Raw genomic sequence first — 19,621 nt, 5'->3', positions numbered from 1 at the left:
GTTGATGGTGCGTTCGTATACTGTATGGCACCGTGAGCAGACATAAGCACGTTACGGGCCATGTTCTGTCACAAGCTGCAGCGATCCAGGCTCTCCGCCCTGCCACGCCCTTGATCTGGCGCAGACGCCGGGCGACATTCCGAGCGTAGGCGATCTTGCCTGCCTGGATCGGACTATCCCATGTTGGTTTCTTGTTTGGTATACCGTATACCCTTAGAGTGCATCAGCCCCGTTCTGGTGCGTCGGTGCATCGATGCGGGCGAGCCCGGGAAGCCACCCGGCCCGCTCGTTTGCACGCAGATGCAAAAAGGCCACCGAAGGTGAAAAACCTGCGGTGGCCGGACTCGGATCGGGTCGGAAACGAGCGCACCGCCGACCCTTGCCGGGTCGGCGGTTCAGCGCTCAGGGCTGGAAGTTGAAGCTGTCGACGTAGAGGTGCGCCGCACTCGCGCCGCTGGCGCAGAAGGCCCGCTTGGCGTCGGCAATCATGTTCGGCGAGCCGCACAGGTAGATGGCGTGCTCGGACAGGTCCGGCAGATCCTCGAGCACGGCCTGCTGCACGTGGCCGCGGCGCCCGCGCCACGTGGCATCGGCACGCGACAGCACCGGCACGTAGGTGAAATCGTCGAACTGTTCGTGCCAGCGCTGGATTTCATCGTGCAGGTAGAGATCGGCCTCGGTGCGCACGCCCCAGTAGAGCGCCACCGGCGGGCAATCCGGGTCGCCCATCAGCGACTCGACGATGCTCTTGATCGGCGCCAGTCCGGTGCCGGTGGCCGCCAGCACGACCGGGCGGTAGTCCTCGGGGTGGAAGCAGAAACTGCCGAGCGGCAGTTCGACATCGATGGCCTCGCCCGGTGCCATCTGCGCCAGCCGCTGGTCGGTGAAGCGCCCGCCCGGGATGCGGCGGATCTGGAAGTCGATGCGCCGTCCGTCGGGTTTGGACGCCAGCGAGAAGCTGCGCCGCACGCCGCCGTCCGTCAGCAGGTTGACGTACTGGCCGGGGCGATAGACCAGCTCCAGATCAGCCGGCAGCTCGAGCGCGACGTGCAGCACATCGGGCGTGAGCGGGCGGATCGATTCGAGCCGGGCCGTGACGGTCTGCGGGTCGGAACAGGGCGCGAGCGGGCGCGCCGCACTCACCACCACGTCCGAGCGCGGCAAGGCCTGGCAGGCCAATGCATAACCGTCGGCGGCCTCTTCGTCCGACAGTGCCGCCGGCGGCTCGGCGTAGGCCACCTCGCCCTGCATCACCTTGATGCGGCAGGTGCCGCAGGCGCCGAACTGGCATTGATGGGCCAGCGCGACATTCGCCCGCTGGGCCGCACTCAGGATCGTCTCGTCGGGCTCGACGTCGAAGCACTCGCTCGTCTCGAGCAATTGAACGCGATAAAGCATGGTGACCTCGGCGAGATGGCGGGGCTTACTTCTTGATGTCGGCCTGCACCAGCACGCTGTAGTCGGGCTGCGGCAGCAGCTCGGCCAGGGCCTGCAAGGCGGCCACGCCGCAGGCGGTATCCTGCTCGCCATTGCCGCCGCTCAGGCCGACGCCGCCGATCACCTCGCCATTGACGACGATCGGAAAGCCGCCGACGAAGATCGCGAAGCGGCCCTCGAAGCTCAATTGGATGCCGAAGGCCTCATTGCCGGGCAATGCCGGACCATTCGGAGCCTGATTGAACAGGTGCGTCGAGCGCTTGTGGCCGGCGGCCGTGAAGGCCTTGTTCCAGGCGATCTGCGGGCCGGTGATGCGCGCGCCGTTCATGCGCTCCATCACGATCGGATAGCCGCCGTCATCGACGATGCAGACGGTTTCGAGGACGCCGATCTCGGCCGCCTTGCGCACCGCGGCGGCAATCATGTGGCGGGCTTCTTCGACTTCGAGCTTGATGGACTTCTTCATGGCAATGCTTTCTTCTGTGCGTGCGGCTCACAGGCCGCGATAGACGGTCTTGATCTGGCTGTAGAACTCCAGCCCGGCGCGGCCCGACTCGCGGAAGGTCGACGTGCTCGAGCGCTTCAATCCGCCGAACGGCGCATTGATCAGGTTGCCGGTGGTGGTGCGATTGATCTTCACGGTGCCCGACTGGATGTCGTTGGCGAAGTTGTGCGCATGCCGCTGGCTGCCGGTGACGATCGCGGCCGAGAGGCCGTATTCGGTGTCATTCGCCCGGGCGATGGCGTCGGCGTAATCGGCCACTTCGATCAATGCGATCACCGGGCCGAAGATCTCTTCTTGCGCAATGCGCATCGATTGCGTCACGTTGTCGAACACCGCCGGCGAGACGTAATAGCCGTGCGCGAAATCGCCGTGCGTCAGATGCTCGCCGCCGCACAGCAGCGTGGCCTCGCCTTTGCCGATGGCGATGTACGACAGCACGGTCTCGAGCTGCTTGGCGGTGGCCAGCGGGCCGATGTCCATGCCGGCGCTCATGCCCGGGCCGATCTTGAGAGCGGCCACGCGGGTCAGCAGCCGGTCGGTGAACGCGGCCTTGACCGACGCCATCACCAGCACCCGGCTGGTGCCGGTGCAGGCCTGGCCCGACAGGGAGAAGCCGCCCTTGATGACGAGGTCGACGGCCTTGTCGAGGTCGGCATCGTCCATCACGATCAGCGGATTCTTGCCCCCCAGCTCCATCTGCAGGCGCGTGGTCAGCGGCACCGCGCGGTGGATCTGCTCGCCCGCGCCGGTCGAGCCGGTGAACGAGATCGCGCGCACCGCCGGCGCGGTGGTGATGACCGGCCCGACCTCGCTGGCGCGGCCGGTGATGTAGTTGAGCACCCCCTTGGGCAGCCCCGCCTGGATCAGCGCCTCGGCCAGTCGCAGGCCGCTCAACGGCGCGTCCGACGAGGGCTTGAAGACGACGGTGTTGCCGGTGATCAGCGCCGGCGCGATCTTGCGTGCCGGGATCGAGACCGGGAAGTTCCAAGGCGCGATCACGGTCACCACGCCGAGCGGTTCGCGCTGGCTGTAGACCAGCATCTCGGGGTCGTCGTTCGGATAGGTCTCGCCGCTGAAGGACTGGCCTTCGACCGCATAGAAACGCAGCGTCTGCGCCGAGCGCAGGAACTCGTCTTTCGCCAGCGACAGGGGCTTGCCTTCTTCGCGAGTCAGCTCTTCGGCAAAACGGGCGGCATGGCGCTCGAGGTAGTCGGCGGCCGACTGCAGCATCGCCGCGCGCTTGCCGATCGGCGTGCGCCTCCAGCCGTCGAAAGCGGCCTGCGCAGCCGCCACCGCAGCCAGCGCATCGGCCTCGCCGGAGGCCTGGAAGCGGCCGACAAGCTCACGCGTGTCAGCCGGGTTCCGGTTGTCGAAGGTCTGGTTCTGGACGCTCGGAACCCATTGCCCGTCGATGTGATTGAGGAACACGTCGGTGCTGTGTGACGGTGCGTGGCTGGTGCTCATCGGGACCCCTGCTGGAATGACAAAAAGACGGACGGATCGGCGCCCGCAGGTGCGGGCGCACGCGCTCAGGCGGCCAGCTTCAGGTCCGACAGCGGCAGCTCGGCGGCGACGTAGTCGTGGTACAGCGCGGTGGTGTAGAGCAGGCGCATCTGCGCGCCGACTTCGCAGATCTTCAGGCAGCGCTGCTGCAGCTCGACCGTGTTGGCGTGCTCGAGCACGATCTGGTAGCCGCGCTCGCCGTGGATCTCGTCGGAGACGATGTGCAGGTCGAAGAACTCGACTTCCTCATCGGTGAAACCGTACTTGTCGCGCAGCGTCGGGGTCTGGCGGCGGTAGATCGACGGCACCTGCGATTCGAGGCCGACCACCAGGCCGGCCACCGCCACCACCGGGTCTTCGCGCATCGCCACCGCATAACACCAGCTCTGCAGGCCGCGGGTGGTGGGCGACATGTTGTCGGGGTCGATCACGCGCTCGCGGGTGGTGCCGCAGGCTTCGGCAAAGCGGATCAGCAGGTCGGTGTGGCGATCGCCGCCGATCTCTTCCTCGAACATGTTCTGCAGCAGGAAGTCCTTGGCCTCGGTGTAGCTGTCGGGCGTGCGGGCGTACAGATAGGCCAGGTAGTCGGCGAACGGGCCGACGTAGTGATAGTGGTTCTCGGCCCAGCGCGCCAGGTGGGCGCGGCTCAACTGGCCGGAGGCCCAGGCGACGCTGAAGGGTGACTTGTTGGCGCTCTTGCCCTTGATGGCGTTTTCGAGAGCGGTACGGAATTCGTCGCGGTTCATCAATGCGGTCATGGGAGGCTCCGGGTGCAGGGCGGGTTGAAGCATCGACTCGGGAGTGAAGCGATGCCAGGAACAAGGCATGTGGAATACTGTATACTAACACTTGAGCCAATGCAAACACTGCCGAAAAAATCGCATCGGCACGCCATCCCTTGTTCGGGATCAAGTGGCCGCGCCCGTTGCAGGCGCTGGAAAGGAGGCGGTGCAGGTCCGCAGAAAGGATGCGACATCGGGCGGGTCGCGACCCATGCGCCCGGCCCTCGGTGGCGAAACGACCCGGAAGCGAAGCCGAAAGGGCGTGAACGGCAACAGGGCTCTTGAATCGGCTTCATTGTTGGTATACAGTATTCATAACTTGCAGCGCAGCCCACCCGAAAGACCCGCATGCCGACCATCGTCATCCACAGCAACGGCCAGACGTACACCGACGAGGTCAAGCCCGACACCAACCTGGTGGTGCGCGCGGGCATCAAGCAGTTCCCGTATCCGAACCTGCGCTACGAGTGCGGCATGGGCAAGTGCGCCAAGTGCGCCTGCCAGGTCCTGAAGGGTGCCGAGCACCTGCCCGCACCGAACTGGAAAGAGAAGAAGCAGCTCGGCGAGCGCATCGGGCAGGGCTACCGGCTGACCTGCCAGCTCTGGGTGACGCACGACATCGAGCTGTCGCAGGACGCCGTCTGCGTGCCCCCGGCCGGCACCGCTGCGGCAGCCGCCGCCTGAGCGCCCCGCACCGCCCCCTCATTCGAAGCCTGGAGCCCACACACCCATGTACGTGATCCTGACGAGCAAACCCGGCCAGTTCCGCACCGAGCTGGCGCCCGGCATGGCACAGGTCGAGGCCTACGACTACCTGTTCTACGGCCGCAAGCGCGCCGGCTTCGTGGTCGCCTCGATCGAACACGAGGTCAAGGTGCGCGTGATCGACGAATCCGCCGACGAGCCGGTGGTCAACCTCGTGCCCTCGAAGTTCCTCGAGAAGTTCGACACCCTCGCCGCCGCACGCGCCCAGCTCGAGAGCCTGTCGCACTTCGGCAGCATGGACATCCAGCTGGTCAAGCAATGAGCACCGACACCATGGAAAACCCCGCCCCGACGGCCACGGCCGCGACCGCCGAGGCGCCCCGCCCCAAGGTCAGCATCACCTTCCTGAACAACGCCTCGATGGTGGTGGCCGCGCCCGACAACAGCAACATCCTGCGGGTGTCGCTGCGCGAGAAAGGCGGCATCCCGTTCAAGTGCGGCGGCGGCCTGTGCGGCACCTGCAAGTGCACGATCGAGAGCGGGCGCGAGCACACCGACGCGGTCAAGGCGAAAGAGAAGAAGCTGCTGACGCCCGAACAGCTCGCCGCCGGCATGCGCCTGGCGTGCCAGACCTTCGTCAGCGGCGGCGACATCAGCGTGTCCTGGTGATGGTGACGGTGATGCGCCCGTGACCGATCTGCTCGCCCTGCTGCCCCCGGGCGTCGACGCCGGCCTCTACCTGGGCATGGCGGTGACGGTGTTCCTGGGCGCCTGCCTGCAGGGCATCGGCGGGGTCGGCTTCGCGATGTTCTCGGCGCCGCTGGCCGCGCTGCTGTTTCCGGCGCTGGTGCCCGGGCCGCTGCTGGCGCTGGGCTGCCCGCTGGCGCTGATGACCTGCATCCGCGAGTTCCGCGCCATCGAGTGGCCGACCGCCGCCGCGGCGCTGGTCGGGCGCGTGATCGGCACCGGGCTGGCCGGGCTGATCCTGACGCTGCTGTCGGCGCAGGTGCTGTCGGTGCTGTTCGCGCTGCTGATCCTCACCGGCGTGGCGCTCAGCCTGGCGGGCTGGCGGGTGGCGGCCACGCGCACCCGCATCGGCATCGCCGGGCTGGCGTCGGGCGTGATGGGCACCATCACCTCGGCCGGCGCGCCGCCGTTCGCGATCGCGATGCAGCACATGCCGCCCGACCGGCTGCGTGCCACACTGGGCTGCGTCTTCTTCGTCGGCTCGGCGCTGTCGCTGCTGATGCTGGCGGCGGTGGGCCGCTTCGACGGCTCGCACCTCTACCTGAGCGTGCTGCTTCTTCCCTGGATCGTGCTGGGCTTCTGGGCCTCCAGTCCGCTGAACCGGCGTTTCTCCCGCAAGGCGGTGAGGGCGCTGCTGCTGGGCCTGGCCACGGCCGGCGCGCTGGGTGTCCTTTTCAGAACATGGATCACGCCATGATGACCCTCGTCACTCCCGCCTTTCACGCCGATCTGTCGCCCACGCTCGGCGACCGCCATGCCTCGCTGGTGTCGGTGATCGTGCACAACCTGCGCCAGCAGATCCTCGACGGCACGCGCCACCAGGGCGACCGGCTGGTCGAGGGCAAGCTGTCGGCCGAGCTGGGCGTCTCGCGCGTGCCGGTGCGCGAGGCGCTGCGCCAGCTCGCCTCCGAAGGCCTGGTCGACATCGAGCCGCGCCGCGGCGCCAGCGTCACCCGCATCTCCGACGACATCGCCGTCGAGCTGATCGAGGTGCGCGCCACGCTCGAGGGCCTGAACGCCAAGCTGGCCGCGCAGCGCCGCGATCCGGACAAGCTGCCGCAGCTGTACGCACTGATCGCCACCGGCGACCGGGCCGCACAGGCCGAGGACGTCGACGCGCTGGCCGCCATCAACGCCCGGGCCCACGAGCTGATCGCCACGGTGGCCGAGAACCGCGTGCTGCAGGACCTGATGCGCTCGCTGCGCGACCGCACCGCGCTGCTGTTCGCGCCCTACCGCAAGCTGCGCGCGCGCCCGCTGTGGATCGAGCACGCGCAGATCCTGCAGGCGGTGATCGACGGCGATGCCGACCTCGCCGGCCTGCTGGCCACGCGGCACGTCTACAGCGCCGCCCGGACCTACCTCGATGCCCGCGGTGCCTCGCACGGCGACCACGCGGGCCACGCCGCCACCGGCTCCTGAAGCCCGCGCGGCCCGAACCTTCTTCTCTCTCAGCCCCGACCCCGACGATGCAACACATCACCGACTCGATGATTGACGCGCTCATCCGCCCGGAAGATGCGCAGACCGTCCTGCTCGACGCCTTCCAGCACTTCGGCGCCGGCCGCGCCGCGATGCAGGAGCGCATCCGCACCGAGGCCGGCGGCGTCAAGCTATCGACGCTGGGCGCGGTGATTCCCGATCAGCAGGTGGTCGGCGCCAAGGTCTACACCACCATCGCCGGGCAGTTCTCGTTCGTGATCCTGCTGTTCTCGGCGGTCGACGGCCAGCCGCTCGCTTCCTTCGATGCCGGCGCCATCACGCGGCTGCGCACCGCCGCCTGTTCGGTGATCGCCGCGCGCCACCTGGCCCGGGCCGACAGCCGGCGCATGGCGCTGTTCGGCGCCGGCGTGCAGGGTTGCGCACACGCGCTGCAGATGAGCCGGACCTTCGACCTGACGCAGATCTCGGTCTGCGACCCGCATGCCGACGCCGCGCGCATCGAGCGCCTGCAGCGCGATTGCGGCGTGGCGGTGCGCCTGTGCGGCGCCGACGAGGCGATCGCCGACGCCGACCTGATCGTCACCGCCTCGCGCGCCACGCAACCGCTGTTCGCCGGTGCGGCGATCCGGCCGGGAACCTTCGTCGCCGCGATCGGTTCGAGCCTGCCGCACACCCGCGAGCTCGACGACGTGGCGCTGGCGCGGGCGGCGTGCATCGCCGTCGAGTGGCGCACGCAGTCAATGCGCGAGGCGGGTGACCTGGCGCTGGCCGACCCGGCGGTGGTGCCGGCGCACAAGATCGTCGAACTGGCCGAGCTGGTCGGCGGGCAGCACCCGGGCCGGCAGTCGGCCGAGGCCATCACGATCTACAAGTCGGTCGGGGTCGGGCTCGAGGACGTCGCGATGGCCGGGCTGGCCTGGCGGCTGCTCGGCCACTGAGCCGCGCGCGGCTCAGGGCTCCATGCGCGCGGCGCTGTAGACATGGCGCGCCGCCAGCAGCGAGGCCAGCTCGGCATCACCGGCGATCACCGCGCGCAGGATGGCGGCGTGCTCCTGCCAGTTCTGCGGGCCGCGGTTGCGGTTGAGCGGCGCGAACAGCAGCGCGGTGCGGTCACGCAGCGAGCGCATCAGGTCCTTGAGCACCGAGTTGGCGGCGATGTCACCGAGGGTGTCGTGAAACAGCGAGTTGAACTCGGTCACCGCCACCGGATCGTTCAGGTCGGCCACCCGCGCGCCGTCGGCCAGGATCTTCTCGAGACGGGCGATCTGCTGCGGGTCGTGGCGCTTGGCGGCGAGCTTGGCGTTGAGCGCCTCGAGCGTGGCGCGCACCTCGACCAGCTCGCGCATCTGGTCGTCGGAAAAGCTCGTGACCGAGGCGCCGCGGCGCGGCTCGATCGTCACCAGGCCCTCGGCCGCGAGCTGCCGCAAGGCCTCGCGCACCGGCATGCGCGACACGCCCAGCTCGACCGACAGTCGGCCCTCGACCAGGCGCTCACCGGCGGCGATGGCGCCGCTCAGGATGCGCTCGCGGATCTCCTTGACCACCAGATGCGTGAGCGGCGAGTGACGCGCGCCCAGGCTCGATTCCATCGATTCCGTCGATTCCATGTCCCTGTCCTCCGGATCGCGGCGTCACGGCCCCTGACAAGGGCCCATCGCAGCGAACACATTCATCTCATTTTCACATCCATCGAGTCCCGCATGAAGAACGTCATCCACCCGTCATCGGCCCGCTGCGCCGACCGAGCCCTCGCAACCCGGCGGAGGGCGGCATGAACCTCGTCGACCTGCTGCCCTGGATCGGGGCCTATCTGGCGCTGGGTTGTGTCGGCGGCTTCGCGGCCGGCCTGCTCGGCATCGGCGGGGGCATGCTCTACGTGCCGCTGCTGGCGTGGCTGTTCGAACTGCAGCATTTCGCGCCCGCGTCGATGCTGCATCTGGCGCTCGGCACCTCGCTGACCACCATCATCTTCACGTCGATCTCGAGCCTGCGCGCGCACCACGCCAAGGGCAACGTCGACTGGACGATCGTGCGCCAGATCGTGCCGGGCATCGCCATCGGCGGGCTGATCGGCGGCGCGCTCGCCAAGCAGCTGCCGACCGCGACGCTGGCGCTGATCTTCGCGGTCTTCGTGTCGTACTCGGCCACCCAGATGTTCCTCAACGCCAAGCCCAAGCCCAGCCGCAGCCTGCCCGGCGCGGCGGGCGTGGCCGGCGTCGGCGTGCTGATCAGCACGCTGTCGCAGCTGGTGGGCGCAGGCGGCGGCTTCCTGAGCGTGCCGTTCATGACCTGGTGCAACGTCACGATCCACCGCGCGGTGGGCACCTCGGCGGCGATCGGCCTGCCGATCGCGATCGTCGGCACCGTCGTCTACTTCCTCGGCGGCCAGAGCAGCACCGGCCTGCCGCCGGGCAGCTTCGGCTACATCTACCTGCCCGCGCTGCTGGCGGTGCTGGTGCCCAGCGTGCTGATGGCGCCGGTGGGCGCGCGGCTGGCGTCGACGCTGCCGGTGGCCACGCTCAAGCGGGTGTTCGCGGGTTTCCTGTTCGTGCTGGCGCTGAAGATGCTGCACTCGGCCGTCAAGGCCTGGGGCTGAACCGGGTCGGGGTCAAGACCGGGTGCCGATGCGGGCGCCGGTGCGTGCATGGACCGCCAGCATCAGCACGCCCAGCACCAGCGCCAGCGCCACCCCGGCGAACGCGGCCGCGTCGGACCAGGCCGCCGCCACGTAACCCAGGCACAACGGCGCCGGCAGCCGCAGCAGGCCGGCCACCAGCGAGGCCTGGCCGAGCGCCGCCGCCGCGCGGTGCGGCGCGCTGCGGGCGATCAGCGCGAAGCAGCACGGCACCACGCAGGCGGTGCCCAGGCCGACCAGCGCGAAGCCGAGCACGCTCCAGCCGAAACGGTCGGACAGCGCCACGACCGCAAAACCGAGCGCCGCCAGCGCCAGCGAGGCGCGGATGATGCCGAGGTCGTCGAAGCGCTTGCGCAGCCGGTCGCCGAACAGCCGCACCACCGACTGGCAGCCGGCAAACAGCGCCGCACCGGCGCCGACCAGCGCCGCCAGCTGCGCGGCCTGCTGGGCCAGGAACTGCGCCGACCACATCTGCGCCGTCACCTCGGCGGCGATCGACAGGCCGAGCACCACGCCGATCAGCCAGACCACCGAGCCGGCGCTGCCACGCGCACCCGGCGCCGCTTTCTGCAGCGCCACCGGCGGGCGCGGGCCCAGCCGCTGCACCGCCCAGACCACCGGCAGGATCGCCGCGGCGGCCAGCACCGCGCAGGCCATCGGCCCGGCCGCGCTGGCCAGCAGGCTGCCGCTGATGGCACCGATCGCGAACGCGCCCGAGGCGGCGGCATGCATGCGCGTCAGCACCGGCCGGGCGGCCTCGCGCTCGAGCGCGGTGGCCTCGGTGTTCATCGCCAGGTCGGTGGCACCGGCGGTCAGCCCCAGCGCGATCAGCGCCAGCGTCAGCCACAGCGGCGAGGTGGCCGAGAACAGCAGGAAAAACGCACCCGCGTGCAACAGCAGCAGCACCCGGATCAGGCGGCGCAGCTCGACCCAGCGCGTCAGCCAGCCCGCGCCCATCATCGCCAGGATGTAGGCGCCGCTGTGCAGCGTGATCGCCAGGCCCAGGCCGGTGGCGGTCAGGCCCGACTGGCGCATCAGCACCGGGATCGAGCCGGCCCACAGGCCGATGCCGAGCGCGAAGGCGAAGAACACGCCCGCGGTCACCCAGCGGGGCGAGGCGATGCGGCTGCGCGCGAGCGAGATCGCCGGGCTGGCCACGCTCATGGCCGCCGGCCCGCAGCGCAGGAGGAGATCGTCGTCGACAGCAATTCGCGGTGGCTGGCCATGAGGGGGTGCGAGGTGGGGGACCGATCGGCCCCAGGGAGAACCCGAGTGTCGCCGAAGGGTTCCGGGCAGCGGGCCGGGGGGATATCGGGCCGGGCGACCGGAACCCCGTAAAAACCCTAGGTCCTGACATCGACCGGCCATACGACGCCGATGCCGGCATTCCGGCCGGTCGTTCGACCCGGTTCGGGCGCTTGAGAAAAATCCGTTTCAAAACAAGCACTTGCATGCCTCACCGAGCCCCGTTCGGGCTGGCACGCGCATTGCGCTGAGAGCCTGCCGCGCGTGATCCGCCCGGCCCAGCCCCCAGGCGGTCCGACCCGACCCCGCCCCAGTCCTCGACGGAGACAACATGCACACACCATCCGGCCCGCTGCCGTTCTATCGCTCGCTCTATTTCCAGGTCATCACGGCGATCGTGATCGGCGTGCTGCTCGGCCACTACTGGCCCGAGACCGGCACCGCCATGAAGCCGCTCGGCGACGGCTTCATCAAGCTGATCAAGATGATCATCGCGCCGATCATCTTCTGCACCGTGGTGGTCGGCATCGCCGGCATGGAGGACATGAAGCGCGTCGGCAAGACCGGCGGCCTGGCGCTGCTGTATTTCGAGGTGGTCAGCACGCTGGCGCTGCTGCTCGGCCTGCTGATCGTCAACCTGGTGCAGCCGGGCGTGGGCATGCACGTCGACCCGGCCACGCTCGACACCAAGGGCATCGCCGCCTACACCGCGCCGGGCAAGATGCAGACCACCACCGAGTTCCTGCTCGCGGTGATCCCGACCACCGTGGTCGACGCCTTCGCCAAGGGCGAGATGCTGCAGGTGCTGCTGTTCTCGGTGATGTTCGGCTTCGCGCTGCACCAGTTCGGCGGCCGCGGCACGCTGGTGTTCGACTTCATCGAGAAGACCTCGCACGTGCTGTTCGCGATCGTCGGTTTCATCATGAAGGTGGCGCCGATCGGCGCGTTCGGCGCGATGGCCTTCACCATCGGCAAGTACGGCCTGGGCTCGCTGATCCCGCTGGCCAAGCTGATGGGCACCTTCTACGCCACCTGCCTGGTCTTCATCTTCGGCGTGCTGGGGCTGATCGCCAAGGCGCACGGCTTCTCGATCTGGAAGTTCATCAAGTACATCAAGGAAGAGCTGCTGATCGTGCTGGGCACGTCGAGCAGCGAATCGGTGCTGCCGCGCATGATGGCCAAGCTCGAGAACCTGGGCGTGCGCAAGTCGACCGTCGGCCTGGTGGTGCCGACCGGCTACTCGTTCAACCTCGACGGCACCTCGATCTACCTGACGATGGCGGCGGTCTTCATCGCCCAGGCCACCGACACGCCGATGACGCTGACGCAGCAGCTCACGCTGCTGGCGGTGCTGCTGCTGACCAGCAAGGGCGCGGCCGGCGTGACCGGCAGCGGCTTCATCGTGCTGGCGGCCACGCTGAGCGCGGTGGGCGGCGTGCCGGTGGCAGGCCTCGCGCTGATCCTGGGCATCGACCGCTTCATGAGCGAGGCGCGCGCGCTGACCAACCTGATCGGCAACGGCGTGGCCACGGTGGTGGTCGGCAAGTGGACCGGCGACCTGGACGAGAAGCAGATGCGCTACCACCTCGACCGCGAGACCGAGGCCGAGGCCAACGAGCCCGAAGCCGTGCTCGACGAGATCGACCAGCACATGCCGGTGCCGGCCGCGCGCTGAGCGGCCTGCCCCGCCGCGGGCGGCCCTCGTGTCAAACTCGATCGGAGTGACATGAAGAGCCGCCCGCATGACCTCGACCCCGATCGCCTCGCCGGCACCTGCACGCCGCCGGATCGGCCGCAGCACCCGCCGCGTGCTGGGCTGGGGCGGCGCGCTGCTGCTGATGGCGGCCGCGGCGCTGACCGGCCACACGCTGTCGATGCGCGCCGGCCTGGCGCGCCTGGCCGAAGCCGCGCAGCACCGGCTCGACCTGGTCGCCACCGGCCTGGCCAGCGACCTGGCGCGCTTCGACTACCTGCCCGCGCTGCTGGAGATCACGCCCAGCGTGGCCGCGCTGCTCGACCAGCCCGACGACGCCGCGCTGCGTGATCAGGCCAACCGCCAGCTGCAGCGCATCAACGCCACCGCCGGCGCCGCCAACCTCTACGTGACCGACACCGTCGGGCGCTGCCAGGCGGCGTCCGACTGGGAGGATCCCGGCACGCCGATCGGCGCCGACCTGTCGTTCCGGCCCTATGTGCGCGACGCGCTCGAACACGGCCGCGGGCGCTTCTACGGCGTCGGCGTCACCAGCCACCGGGCCGGCTACTACCTGTCGTACGTGCTGATGCAGCAGGGCCGCCAGCGCGGCGTGGCCACCGTCAAGGTCTCGCTCGAAGCGGTCGAGCCCTCATGGCGCAAGCTGCCCGGCGAGGTGCTGCTGGCCGATCAGCGCGGCGTCGTCATCCTGTCGACCCGCGAGGAGTGGAAATACCGGCCGCTCGCGCCGTTGTCGACGCAGGTGCGCCAGGAACTGGCCGGCAGCCGCCCCTACGGCGACGCACCGCTGGTGCCGCTGGCGATCGGCCACGACCGTTACCGGCGCTCCGAGCGCCTGCTCGCGCCGGTCGGCTGGCGCCTGATCGTGCTCGACGAGCTTGCACCGGTGCGTGCCGGCGCCCGCACCATGGCCGTCACCGCCGCGCTGGCCAGCGCCGTGCTGCTGCTGATCGCCACGCTCGCGCTGCAACGCCAGCGCGCGCTGCGACAGCGCCTCGCCAACCAGGCCGCGCTGCAGGCCGCACACGACAGCCTGGAGGCCAAGGTGGCCGAGCGCACCGCCGATCTGCGCGCTGCGCAGGACGAGCTGGTGCACGCCGGCAAGATGGCCGCGCTGGGCCAGATGTCGGCCGGCCTGGTGCACGAGATGAACCAGCCGCTCGGCGCCATGCGCACGCTGTCCGACAACGCCTGCCTGCTGCTCGAACAGCAGCGCACGGCCGACGTGCAGGCCAACCTGCAGCGCATCGGCCGCATGGTCGACCGGCTCGGCCGGCTGACCGGCCAGCTCAAGGCCTTCGCCCACAAGGCCGCTCCGGCGCTCGAACCGGTAAACCTGCAGCGCGCCATCGCCAACGCGCAGTTCCTGATCGCGCAACGGCTGCGCGAGCAGGCCGTCGAGCTCGACGTGTCGGTGCAGCCCGCCGGCCTGGCCGCGCTGGCCGAAGAGACCCGGCTCGAACAGGTGCTCGTCAACCTGATGGGCAACGCCATCGACGCGATGGCCGCGGCGCCCCCGGGATCGCCGCGCACGCTGCGCATCGAGGCCGCAGCCGGCGCCGCAGGCCGCTGCGTGATCCGCGTGCGCGACAGCGGCCCGGGCATCCGCGCCGACATCCTGGCGCGCCTGTTCGAGCCTTTCGTCACCAGCAAGCCGGCCGGCGCCGGCCTCGGCCTGGGCCTGATGATCTCGGCCCACCTCGCGCGCGAACTGGGCGGCACACTCGGCGCCCACAACGTCGACGGCGCGGGCGCCTGCTTCGTCATCGACCTGCCGATCCCCACCGCGCCGGAAACCGCCGCGCAGCCGGCGCCCCAAGCCCACGAGTGAAACATGAGTGAAGCCACCCCCGAAGCCGCCGCCATCCGCGTCATCTACGTCGAGGACGACGAGGACGTGCGCGCCGGCAGCGCCCAGGCACTCGAACTCGCCGGCCTGGCGGTCGACGCCTTCGGCTCGGTCGAGGCGGCGCGTGCACGCATCCGCGCCGGCGTGCCGGCGGTGGTGCTGAGCGACGTGCAGCTGCCCGGCAGCAGCGGCACCGAGTGGCTCGATCAGATCCGCGCCATCGACGCCGAGCTGCCGGTGATCCTGGTCACCGGCCACGGCGACATCGCGATGGCGGTGCAGGCGATGCGGCGCGGCGCCTACGACTTCATCGCCAAACCGTATTCGTCCGACCAGCTGGTGACGGTGGTGCGGCGCGCCGCCGAAAAACGCCGCCTGACGCTGCAGGTGCAGGCGCTGCGCGACGAGATGGACACCTGGCACGGCATCCAGGCGCTGCTGCTGGGCCGCTCGGCGCAGATGCAGAAGGTGCGGCGCACGGTGATGAACCTGGCCTCGACCTCGGCCGACGTGGTGATCTACGGCGAAACCGGCACCGGCAAGGACCTGGTGGCACGCTGCCTGCACGACCACAGCGACCGCCGCCGCGCCCACTACGTGCCGCTCAACTGCGGCGGCCTGCCCGAGGCGCTGGCCGAGAGCGAGCTGTTCGGCCACGAGGTCGGCTCGTTCACCGGCGCCACCCGCCAGCGCATCGGCAAGTTCGAACATGCGCACGGCGGCACGCTGTTCCTCGACGAGATCGAGAGCATGCCGATGGCCGTGCAGATCAAGCTGCTGCGCGCGCTGCAGGAGCGCAGCATCGAGCGAGTGGGTTCGAACACGCCGGTGGCGGTGAACTGCCGCGTGATCGCCGCGGCCAAGCAGGATCTGAAACGCTTGAGTGATCAGCAGAAGTTCCGCGCCGACCTCTACTACCGCATCGGCGTGGCCTTCATCGAGCTGCCGCCGCTGCGCGAGCGGCGCGAGGACATCCCGCTGCTGTTCGAACATTTCACGCTGCAGGCCGCCGGGCGCTACCAGCGCAGCGCGCCTTCCCTCAGCGGCGCACAGCTGGCCGAACTGATGGCGCACCCCTGGCCCGGCAACGTGCGCGAGCTGCACAACGTGGCCGATCGCTTCGTGCTCGGCCTGCTCGGCGAGCGTCTCGAACTGGCCGCGCAGGACCAGGCCCAGCCGAGCAAGCTGCCCGAGCAGATCGAGCAGTTCGAGCGCGTCATGATCAGCGAGGCGCTCAAGCGCCAACACGGCGACGTGGCACTCGCCGCCAAGGCGCTCGGCCTGCCCAAGCAGACGCTCTACGACAAGCTGCGCCGGCTGCGCATCAGCACCGACAGCTTCAAGCCGGAAGGCTGACGGCGCGGCCACGATCAGCCGGCCGCATCGGCCTTGATGGCCTGCATGACGAGATCGGCCATCAGCCCAGCCTCGTCGGAAGCCTGCTCCTGCAGGCCGCGCACCGTGCCGAGCCGATCCGGCATGGCTTCGTCCTGGCTGACCTTGAGCTTGCCTTCGAGGCGATCGATCGGTATCTCGATGCCGACGATCGCGCGCAGCAACTTGTCGATGAACGAGGCAGGCGCGTCGCCGACGCGCCACGGCGCGGGGCGACCGGCCTCGTGAACATCGGCGAGCCGGTTGAGCATGTCGAGCAACCAGCCGCGGTCGTCGATCGCCCGCGCAACCCCGTGCGCATGGGCCACCACGTAGTTCCAAGTCGGCACCACCTTGCCGTGCTCCGCCTTGCCCGGATACCAGCCCGGTGTGATGTAGGCCTGCGGCCCCTGGAACATCACGACCGAAGGCCTGGCTGGGCCGAGTTCGCGCCAGACCGTGTTGGCGCGTGAGACGTGTCCGATCAGCGTGCCGTGCGGCCCGCGGCTGCGATCGAGGAAAAAAGGCAGATGGTTCGCGATCAGGCCGTGCTGGCCGTGGCACACCCAGGCACCCAGGGGGTGAGACGCCATCAGCGAATAGACCGCTTCAGGATCAGTGAACGGGTGCTGCGGGTTGACGTACATGCGTAGGCCTTCGGTTCAGAGTCCAGCCAGGGCGTGCCGCACCAGCAGCGCCGACAGCACGAACAGGGTCAGGCCGATCAGGCCGTCCAGCAACTGCCAGGCCCTCGGCCGGGCAAACCAGGGAGCCAGCCACCGGGCCCCGAAGCCGAGCAGCACGAACCAGAACACGCTGGCGCTGCTGGCGCCGGCGATGAACCAGCCGCGCAGCGCCGCCGGTTGCTGCGCGCCGATGCTGCCCACCAGCAGCACGGTGTCGAGGTAGACATGCGGATTGAGCAGCGTGAAGGCCGCGGCCTGCGCCACCGCGGCGCCCCGCCCCAGACCGCCAGCGCCTGCGCCACCCCCATCGGCCGCCGTCAGCCGGTGCGCATGCCGCGCGCGCTGCATCGCCTGCCATCCGTAAACCGCAAGGAAGACGGCGCCGACCAGCGCCAGCGCACGTGCCAGGCCGGGGCTGCGCCCCAGCGCCTGGGACAGCCCCAGCACCCCCGCGGCGATGAGCACGGCGTCCGCCACGGCGCAGAACAGCACCACGCTGCCGACGTGCTCGCGGCGCAGGCCCTGGCGCAGCACGAACGCGTTCTGCGCGCCGATGGCGACGATCAGCCCGAAGCTCAGGGCCAGGCCTTGCACGAACACCGGCAAGGCGAGCGAAGTGGTTTCTGTCAGGTTCATGAGCCCGAGATTGCCAGCCCCGGCAGGTGAAGACAAACTAATCTTTCTAAGGATAGTGTAGAAGTGCTAATTCAATGCAGGACGACTCGGTTGCCGGCATGATCGAATCGATGCAGTCAAAAACATACAATGCATGCACCAAATGCACGACGGAGCGATGAAGATGGCCATGCTGACAGTTCGCAACCTGCCCGACGAAGTGCATCGCGCCCTGCGTGTGCGTGCCGCCCAGCACGGTCACAGCATGGAATCCGAGGTGCGCGAGATCCTGGAGTCCGCGGTCAGCCCGCAAGGTCGGGTCAAGCTGGGCACGCTGCTGGCCGACATGGGCCGGCAGGCCAGACTGAGCGATGAAGAGTTTGCCGTCTTCGAGCAGGCGCGCGACAAGGCCGCCGCCCGCCCGGTGAGCTTCGAATGATCCTGCTCGACACCAACGTGGTGTCGGAGCCCCTGCGCCGCGCACCCGACGCCCGCGTGATCGCGTGGATCGACGCCCAGCCGCTCGAAACGCTGTACCTGTCCGCCATCACCGTGGCCGAGCTGCGCGCGGGCGTGGCACTGCTGCCCGCTGGCAAGCGCCGCACAGGTTTGCTGGACAACCTGGAGAAACGGGTGCTGCCGCTGTTTGCTGGCCGCGTGCTGCCCTTTGACGTGGCTTGCACCCAGGCCTATGCGGTCTTGATGGCCAAGGCGCGGGCCGCAGGGCTTGCCATTGCGACTGCCGATGGCTACATCGCGGCTATCGCCGCTGCCAACCGCTTTGCGGTGGCCACCCGCGACACCGGCCCCTTCGAGGCGGCTGGTGCGGATGTGATCAATCCGTGGCTGGCGTGAAGGCTGGCGCCGACCAGCCCTGAATCAGCACGGATCCGTCGCCCGCGTCTTAGAACTTTCACTCCTTCTACTCGTGGCGGCGGCGGCTCACAGTAAACCGTATGGTGTTTATCTTCACCCAATCCACATGGTGAACCTCGACCGAGGAGGGATCGACTCGCAGCGTCGCCGCACGGAAGTCACTGTCTACGCAGTACGCCGGGCCGGGATGCATAAAATGCCGGGTCAGATCAGCCACGACTTCATTCGTCAGTGAGGGTGCCTCATTTGGAACGGCTTCGCTGACTCCGTAGTCGGTCTCCATTCCATCCTCGGTGCCGTAGCCGGTGTACGCCTCGATCTCAGTTCCATGCGGGAACGTCATCTCCTCGACCTGCGCGGCCTTGTGGAAAAGGACGACGTTGCGCCCCCCTTTCGACTGTGCCGAGTGAAAGATGATGCCGTCGAGCCTTGGCTTATTCTCGGTTGCGAGGAAGTCTGCGATGGCTTGAGTCGTGAGGTACTCGAAGGCTTCGTCATCGGGCATAACGGGCCGCGTCATGCGCTCGCCGAGGGACTGCAAGAAGGCTACGCGCTCGAGTCGCCCCTTCAGGGTCGGATCAAAAATGCTGCCGCCGTCCCGCAAATTATCAAGGGCCGTAAGGTCCAGAAGCCGCAAGGAGCGAATGATGCTGAACTTCGCGAGTGCGACTTTGCTTCCCACGGGCGGGCGCACTTCAGCCAGAGCAACGGAAGCATTAGTTGCTCCGTAGAAGACAGAAATTCCGCGTGCGTTCATCCGGCCCGCACTGGCAAGTCTGGTTGGAGGCGGGCCGATATGCAGATCCGGGCGGCAGAGGGCCTCTTTTAGCTTGTCTTCCGACTGGAAGACGCGAGCGCGATAGAGGTTGATCAGCTTGCGGTTCGGCCCGACATTCACAACAGGAGGACGACGACGCTGCTTGGCCCTCAGCGTGTCGATGTTCTCGAAGACCCGCGTGAGTAGCTCTGCCGCTGCGCGACTGAAGTAGCGCGCCTCGGTTTTGAGGGCGTTTTCGAACGACCACCACTCGCGATGCCACTCGGCGGCATCAGCACCTTTCCCGGCGTAGTGCGCGTCCGACGCGAATTCCGTCTCATCCCCCATCTGGCCCGCTTCGACGTCGTCGTGGCGGTCCTCCAGAAGCACCTGAACATCGTGCGCCGCATCTGTTGGGATTTGAGCGGCCTCTTCAATAGCTTCTGCGGTTTCCTGACCTTCGCGGTACCACGCCCGCCCTAACTCGCGGTCAGCATAGAGGGCGTACTCCCAAGGGTCCGGCTCGGTAGGTGTGCGTACAAAGTGGTCCTCGAAGGCCGTCTCGATCCAGTCTGCAAGATCACCGATGGGCCGTGTTTTTGCTTCATCGTCGCCGCAGTAGTCGCAAAGGGCCACAGTGCCGTCATGCGAGACCAGGTGGGATAGGAAGCCCTCGCGTACGCAATTGCAGCAGATGCGCTTCTCGGCAAGTGCCTCGCGATCATCAGGGTGCATAGGACGATCTCCT

21 protein-coding genes are annotated in these 19,621 nt (G+C 68.7%); 12 read left to right on the top strand and 9 right to left on the bottom strand.

Going from position 1 to position 19,621, the window contains the following annotated elements; all coding sequences use genetic code 11:
- Window positions 1–402: 402 nt before the first annotated feature.
- From LCHO_RS21665 to LCHO_RS21650, 4 genes are all read right to left on the bottom strand, one after another.
- A complete protein-coding gene (locus LCHO_RS21665) occupies window positions 403–1,398 on the bottom strand; it encodes a 2Fe-2S iron-sulfur cluster-binding protein (protein ID WP_012349345.1) in 996 nt (331 codons plus the stop codon).
- A 25-nt stretch (window positions 1,399–1,423) separates the two neighbouring features.
- A complete protein-coding gene (locus LCHO_RS21660; RefSeq protein ID WP_012349344.1) occupies window positions 1,424–1,903 on the bottom strand; it encodes a GlcG/HbpS family heme-binding protein in 480 nt (159 codons plus the stop codon).
- A 27-nt stretch (window positions 1,904–1,930) separates the two neighbouring features.
- Window positions 1,931–3,406 (bottom strand): aldehyde dehydrogenase family protein, encoded by a 1,476-nt coding sequence (locus tag LCHO_RS21655; protein ID WP_012349343.1) that lies wholly within the window; start codon window positions 3,404–3,406, stop codon window positions 1,931–1,933.
- A gap of 65 nt (window positions 3,407–3,471) precedes the next feature.
- Window positions 3,472–4,203, bottom strand: a complete 732-nt coding sequence (locus LCHO_RS21650) for an iron-containing redox enzyme family protein (RefSeq protein ID WP_012349342.1) — start codon at window positions 4,201–4,203, stop codon at window positions 3,472–3,474.
- Window positions 4,204–4,575: 372 nt separating this feature from the next.
- Here LCHO_RS21650 and LCHO_RS21645 point away from each other — a divergent pair, with 372 nt between their 5' ends.
- The 6 genes from LCHO_RS21645 (at window position 4,576) to LCHO_RS21620 (ending at window position 8,060) form a co-directional block, all read left to right on the top strand.
- Window positions 4,576–4,911: a 2Fe-2S iron-sulfur cluster-binding protein gene (locus LCHO_RS21645; RefSeq protein ID WP_012349341.1), complete on the top strand. Its 336-nt coding sequence runs from the start codon at window positions 4,576–4,578 to the stop codon at window positions 4,909–4,911.
- 46 nt (window positions 4,912–4,957) lie between these two features.
- Window positions 4,958–5,254, top strand: coding sequence for a hypothetical protein (locus LCHO_RS21640; RefSeq protein ID WP_012349340.1), 297 nt, complete (start codon window positions 4,958–4,960; stop codon window positions 5,252–5,254).
- Between the two features lie 11 nt (window positions 5,255–5,265).
- Complete coding sequence (locus LCHO_RS21635; RefSeq protein ID WP_012349339.1) at window positions 5,266–5,601, top strand: 2Fe-2S iron-sulfur cluster-binding protein; 336 nt, start codon at window positions 5,266–5,268, stop codon at window positions 5,599–5,601.
- 76 nt (window positions 5,602–5,677) lie between these two features.
- The gene (locus tag LCHO_RS21630; RefSeq protein WP_050757541.1) at window positions 5,678–6,376 is read left to right on the top strand and encodes a sulfite exporter TauE/SafE family protein; all 699 of its coding nucleotides are present in this window, start codon (window positions 5,678–5,680) and stop codon (window positions 6,374–6,376) included.
- On the top strand, window positions 6,373–7,101 hold the full coding sequence (locus LCHO_RS21625; RefSeq protein ID WP_012349337.1) for a GntR family transcriptional regulator: 729 nt from the start codon (window positions 6,373–6,375) through the stop codon (window positions 7,099–7,101). Before LCHO_RS21630 ends, LCHO_RS21625 begins: the two co-directional genes overlap by 4 nt.
- Before the next feature lie 47 nt (window positions 7,102–7,148).
- Window positions 7,149–8,060, top strand: a complete 912-nt coding sequence (locus tag LCHO_RS21620; protein WP_012349336.1) for an ornithine cyclodeaminase family protein — start codon at window positions 7,149–7,151, stop codon at window positions 8,058–8,060.
- A gap of 12 nt (window positions 8,061–8,072) precedes the next feature.
- Here the strand turns inward: LCHO_RS21620 and LCHO_RS21615 are convergent, their stop codons facing one another.
- Window positions 8,073–8,729, bottom strand: a complete 657-nt coding sequence (locus LCHO_RS21615; RefSeq protein WP_012349335.1) for a GntR family transcriptional regulator — start codon at window positions 8,727–8,729, stop codon at window positions 8,073–8,075.
- A gap of 164 nt (window positions 8,730–8,893) precedes the next feature.
- Between LCHO_RS21615 and LCHO_RS21610 the strand changes: the two genes are divergently transcribed.
- A complete protein-coding gene (locus tag LCHO_RS21610; RefSeq protein WP_012349334.1) occupies window positions 8,894–9,718 on the top strand; it encodes a sulfite exporter TauE/SafE family protein in 825 nt (274 codons plus the stop codon).
- A 12-nt stretch (window positions 9,719–9,730) separates the two neighbouring features.
- On the opposite strand, the gene LCHO_RS22480 is transcribed toward LCHO_RS21610, so the two are convergent.
- Entirely contained in the window at window positions 9,731–10,921 is a 1,191-nt protein-coding gene (locus tag LCHO_RS22480; RefSeq protein WP_012349333.1) for an MFS transporter, read from the bottom strand.
- 412 nt (window positions 10,922–11,333) lie between these two features.
- Between LCHO_RS22480 and LCHO_RS21600 the strand changes: the two genes are divergently transcribed.
- The 3 genes from LCHO_RS21600 to LCHO_RS21590 all read left to right on the top strand — a co-directional run bounded on the left by LCHO_RS21600 (window position 11,334) and on the right by LCHO_RS21590 (window position 15,921).
- Window positions 11,334–12,677, top strand: coding sequence for a dicarboxylate/amino acid:cation symporter (locus tag LCHO_RS21600; protein ID WP_012349332.1), 1,344 nt, complete (start codon window positions 11,334–11,336; stop codon window positions 12,675–12,677).
- A gap of 67 nt (window positions 12,678–12,744) precedes the next feature.
- Window positions 12,745–14,547: a sensor histidine kinase gene (locus LCHO_RS21595; RefSeq protein ID WP_012349331.1), complete on the top strand. Its 1,803-nt coding sequence runs from the start codon at window positions 12,745–12,747 to the stop codon at window positions 14,545–14,547.
- A 3-nt stretch (window positions 14,548–14,550) separates the two neighbouring features.
- Window positions 14,551–15,921, top strand: a complete 1,371-nt coding sequence (locus LCHO_RS21590; protein ID WP_012349330.1) for a sigma-54-dependent transcriptional regulator — start codon at window positions 14,551–14,553, stop codon at window positions 15,919–15,921.
- A 14-nt stretch (window positions 15,922–15,935) separates the two neighbouring features.
- Here the strand turns inward: LCHO_RS21590 and LCHO_RS21585 are convergent, their stop codons facing one another.
- Window positions 15,936–16,586: an FMN-binding negative transcriptional regulator gene (locus tag LCHO_RS21585; RefSeq protein ID WP_012349329.1), complete on the bottom strand. Its 651-nt coding sequence runs from the start codon at window positions 16,584–16,586 to the stop codon at window positions 15,936–15,938.
- 15 nt (window positions 16,587–16,601) lie between these two features.
- Window positions 16,602–17,261: a LysE/ArgO family amino acid transporter gene (locus tag LCHO_RS21580; protein ID WP_012349328.1), complete on the bottom strand. Its 660-nt coding sequence runs from the start codon at window positions 17,259–17,261 to the stop codon at window positions 16,602–16,604.
- Window positions 17,262–17,424: 163 nt separating this feature from the next.
- Between LCHO_RS21580 and LCHO_RS21575 the strand changes: the two genes are divergently transcribed.
- On the top strand, window positions 17,425–17,679 hold the full coding sequence (locus LCHO_RS21575) for a FitA-like ribbon-helix-helix domain-containing protein (protein ID WP_012349327.1): 255 nt from the start codon (window positions 17,425–17,427) through the stop codon (window positions 17,677–17,679).
- Window positions 17,676–18,095 carry a type II toxin-antitoxin system VapC family toxin gene (locus LCHO_RS21570; protein ID WP_012349326.1) on the top strand — a complete coding sequence of 140 codons (420 nt, stop codon included), beginning with the start codon at window positions 17,676–17,678 and terminating at the stop codon, window positions 18,093–18,095. Before LCHO_RS21575 ends, LCHO_RS21570 begins: the two co-directional genes overlap by 4 nt.
- A gap of 67 nt (window positions 18,096–18,162) precedes the next feature.
- Here LCHO_RS21570 and LCHO_RS21565 read toward each other — a convergent pair whose 3' ends face one another.
- Window positions 18,163–19,608 (bottom strand): RES family NAD+ phosphorylase, encoded by a 1,446-nt coding sequence (locus LCHO_RS21565; RefSeq protein ID WP_012349325.1) that lies wholly within the window; start codon window positions 19,606–19,608, stop codon window positions 18,163–18,165.
- Window positions 19,609–19,621: the final 13 nt, after the last annotated feature.

Origin of the sequence: Leptothrix cholodnii SP-6, from assembly GCF_000019785.1 — a bacterium.
Lineage (GTDB): Bacteria > Pseudomonadota > Gammaproteobacteria > Burkholderiales > Burkholderiaceae_C > Sphaerotilus > Sphaerotilus cholodnii.
The sequence above is the reverse complement of the archived record's forward strand: the minus strand, read 5'-3'. Positions and strand labels throughout refer to the sequence as shown.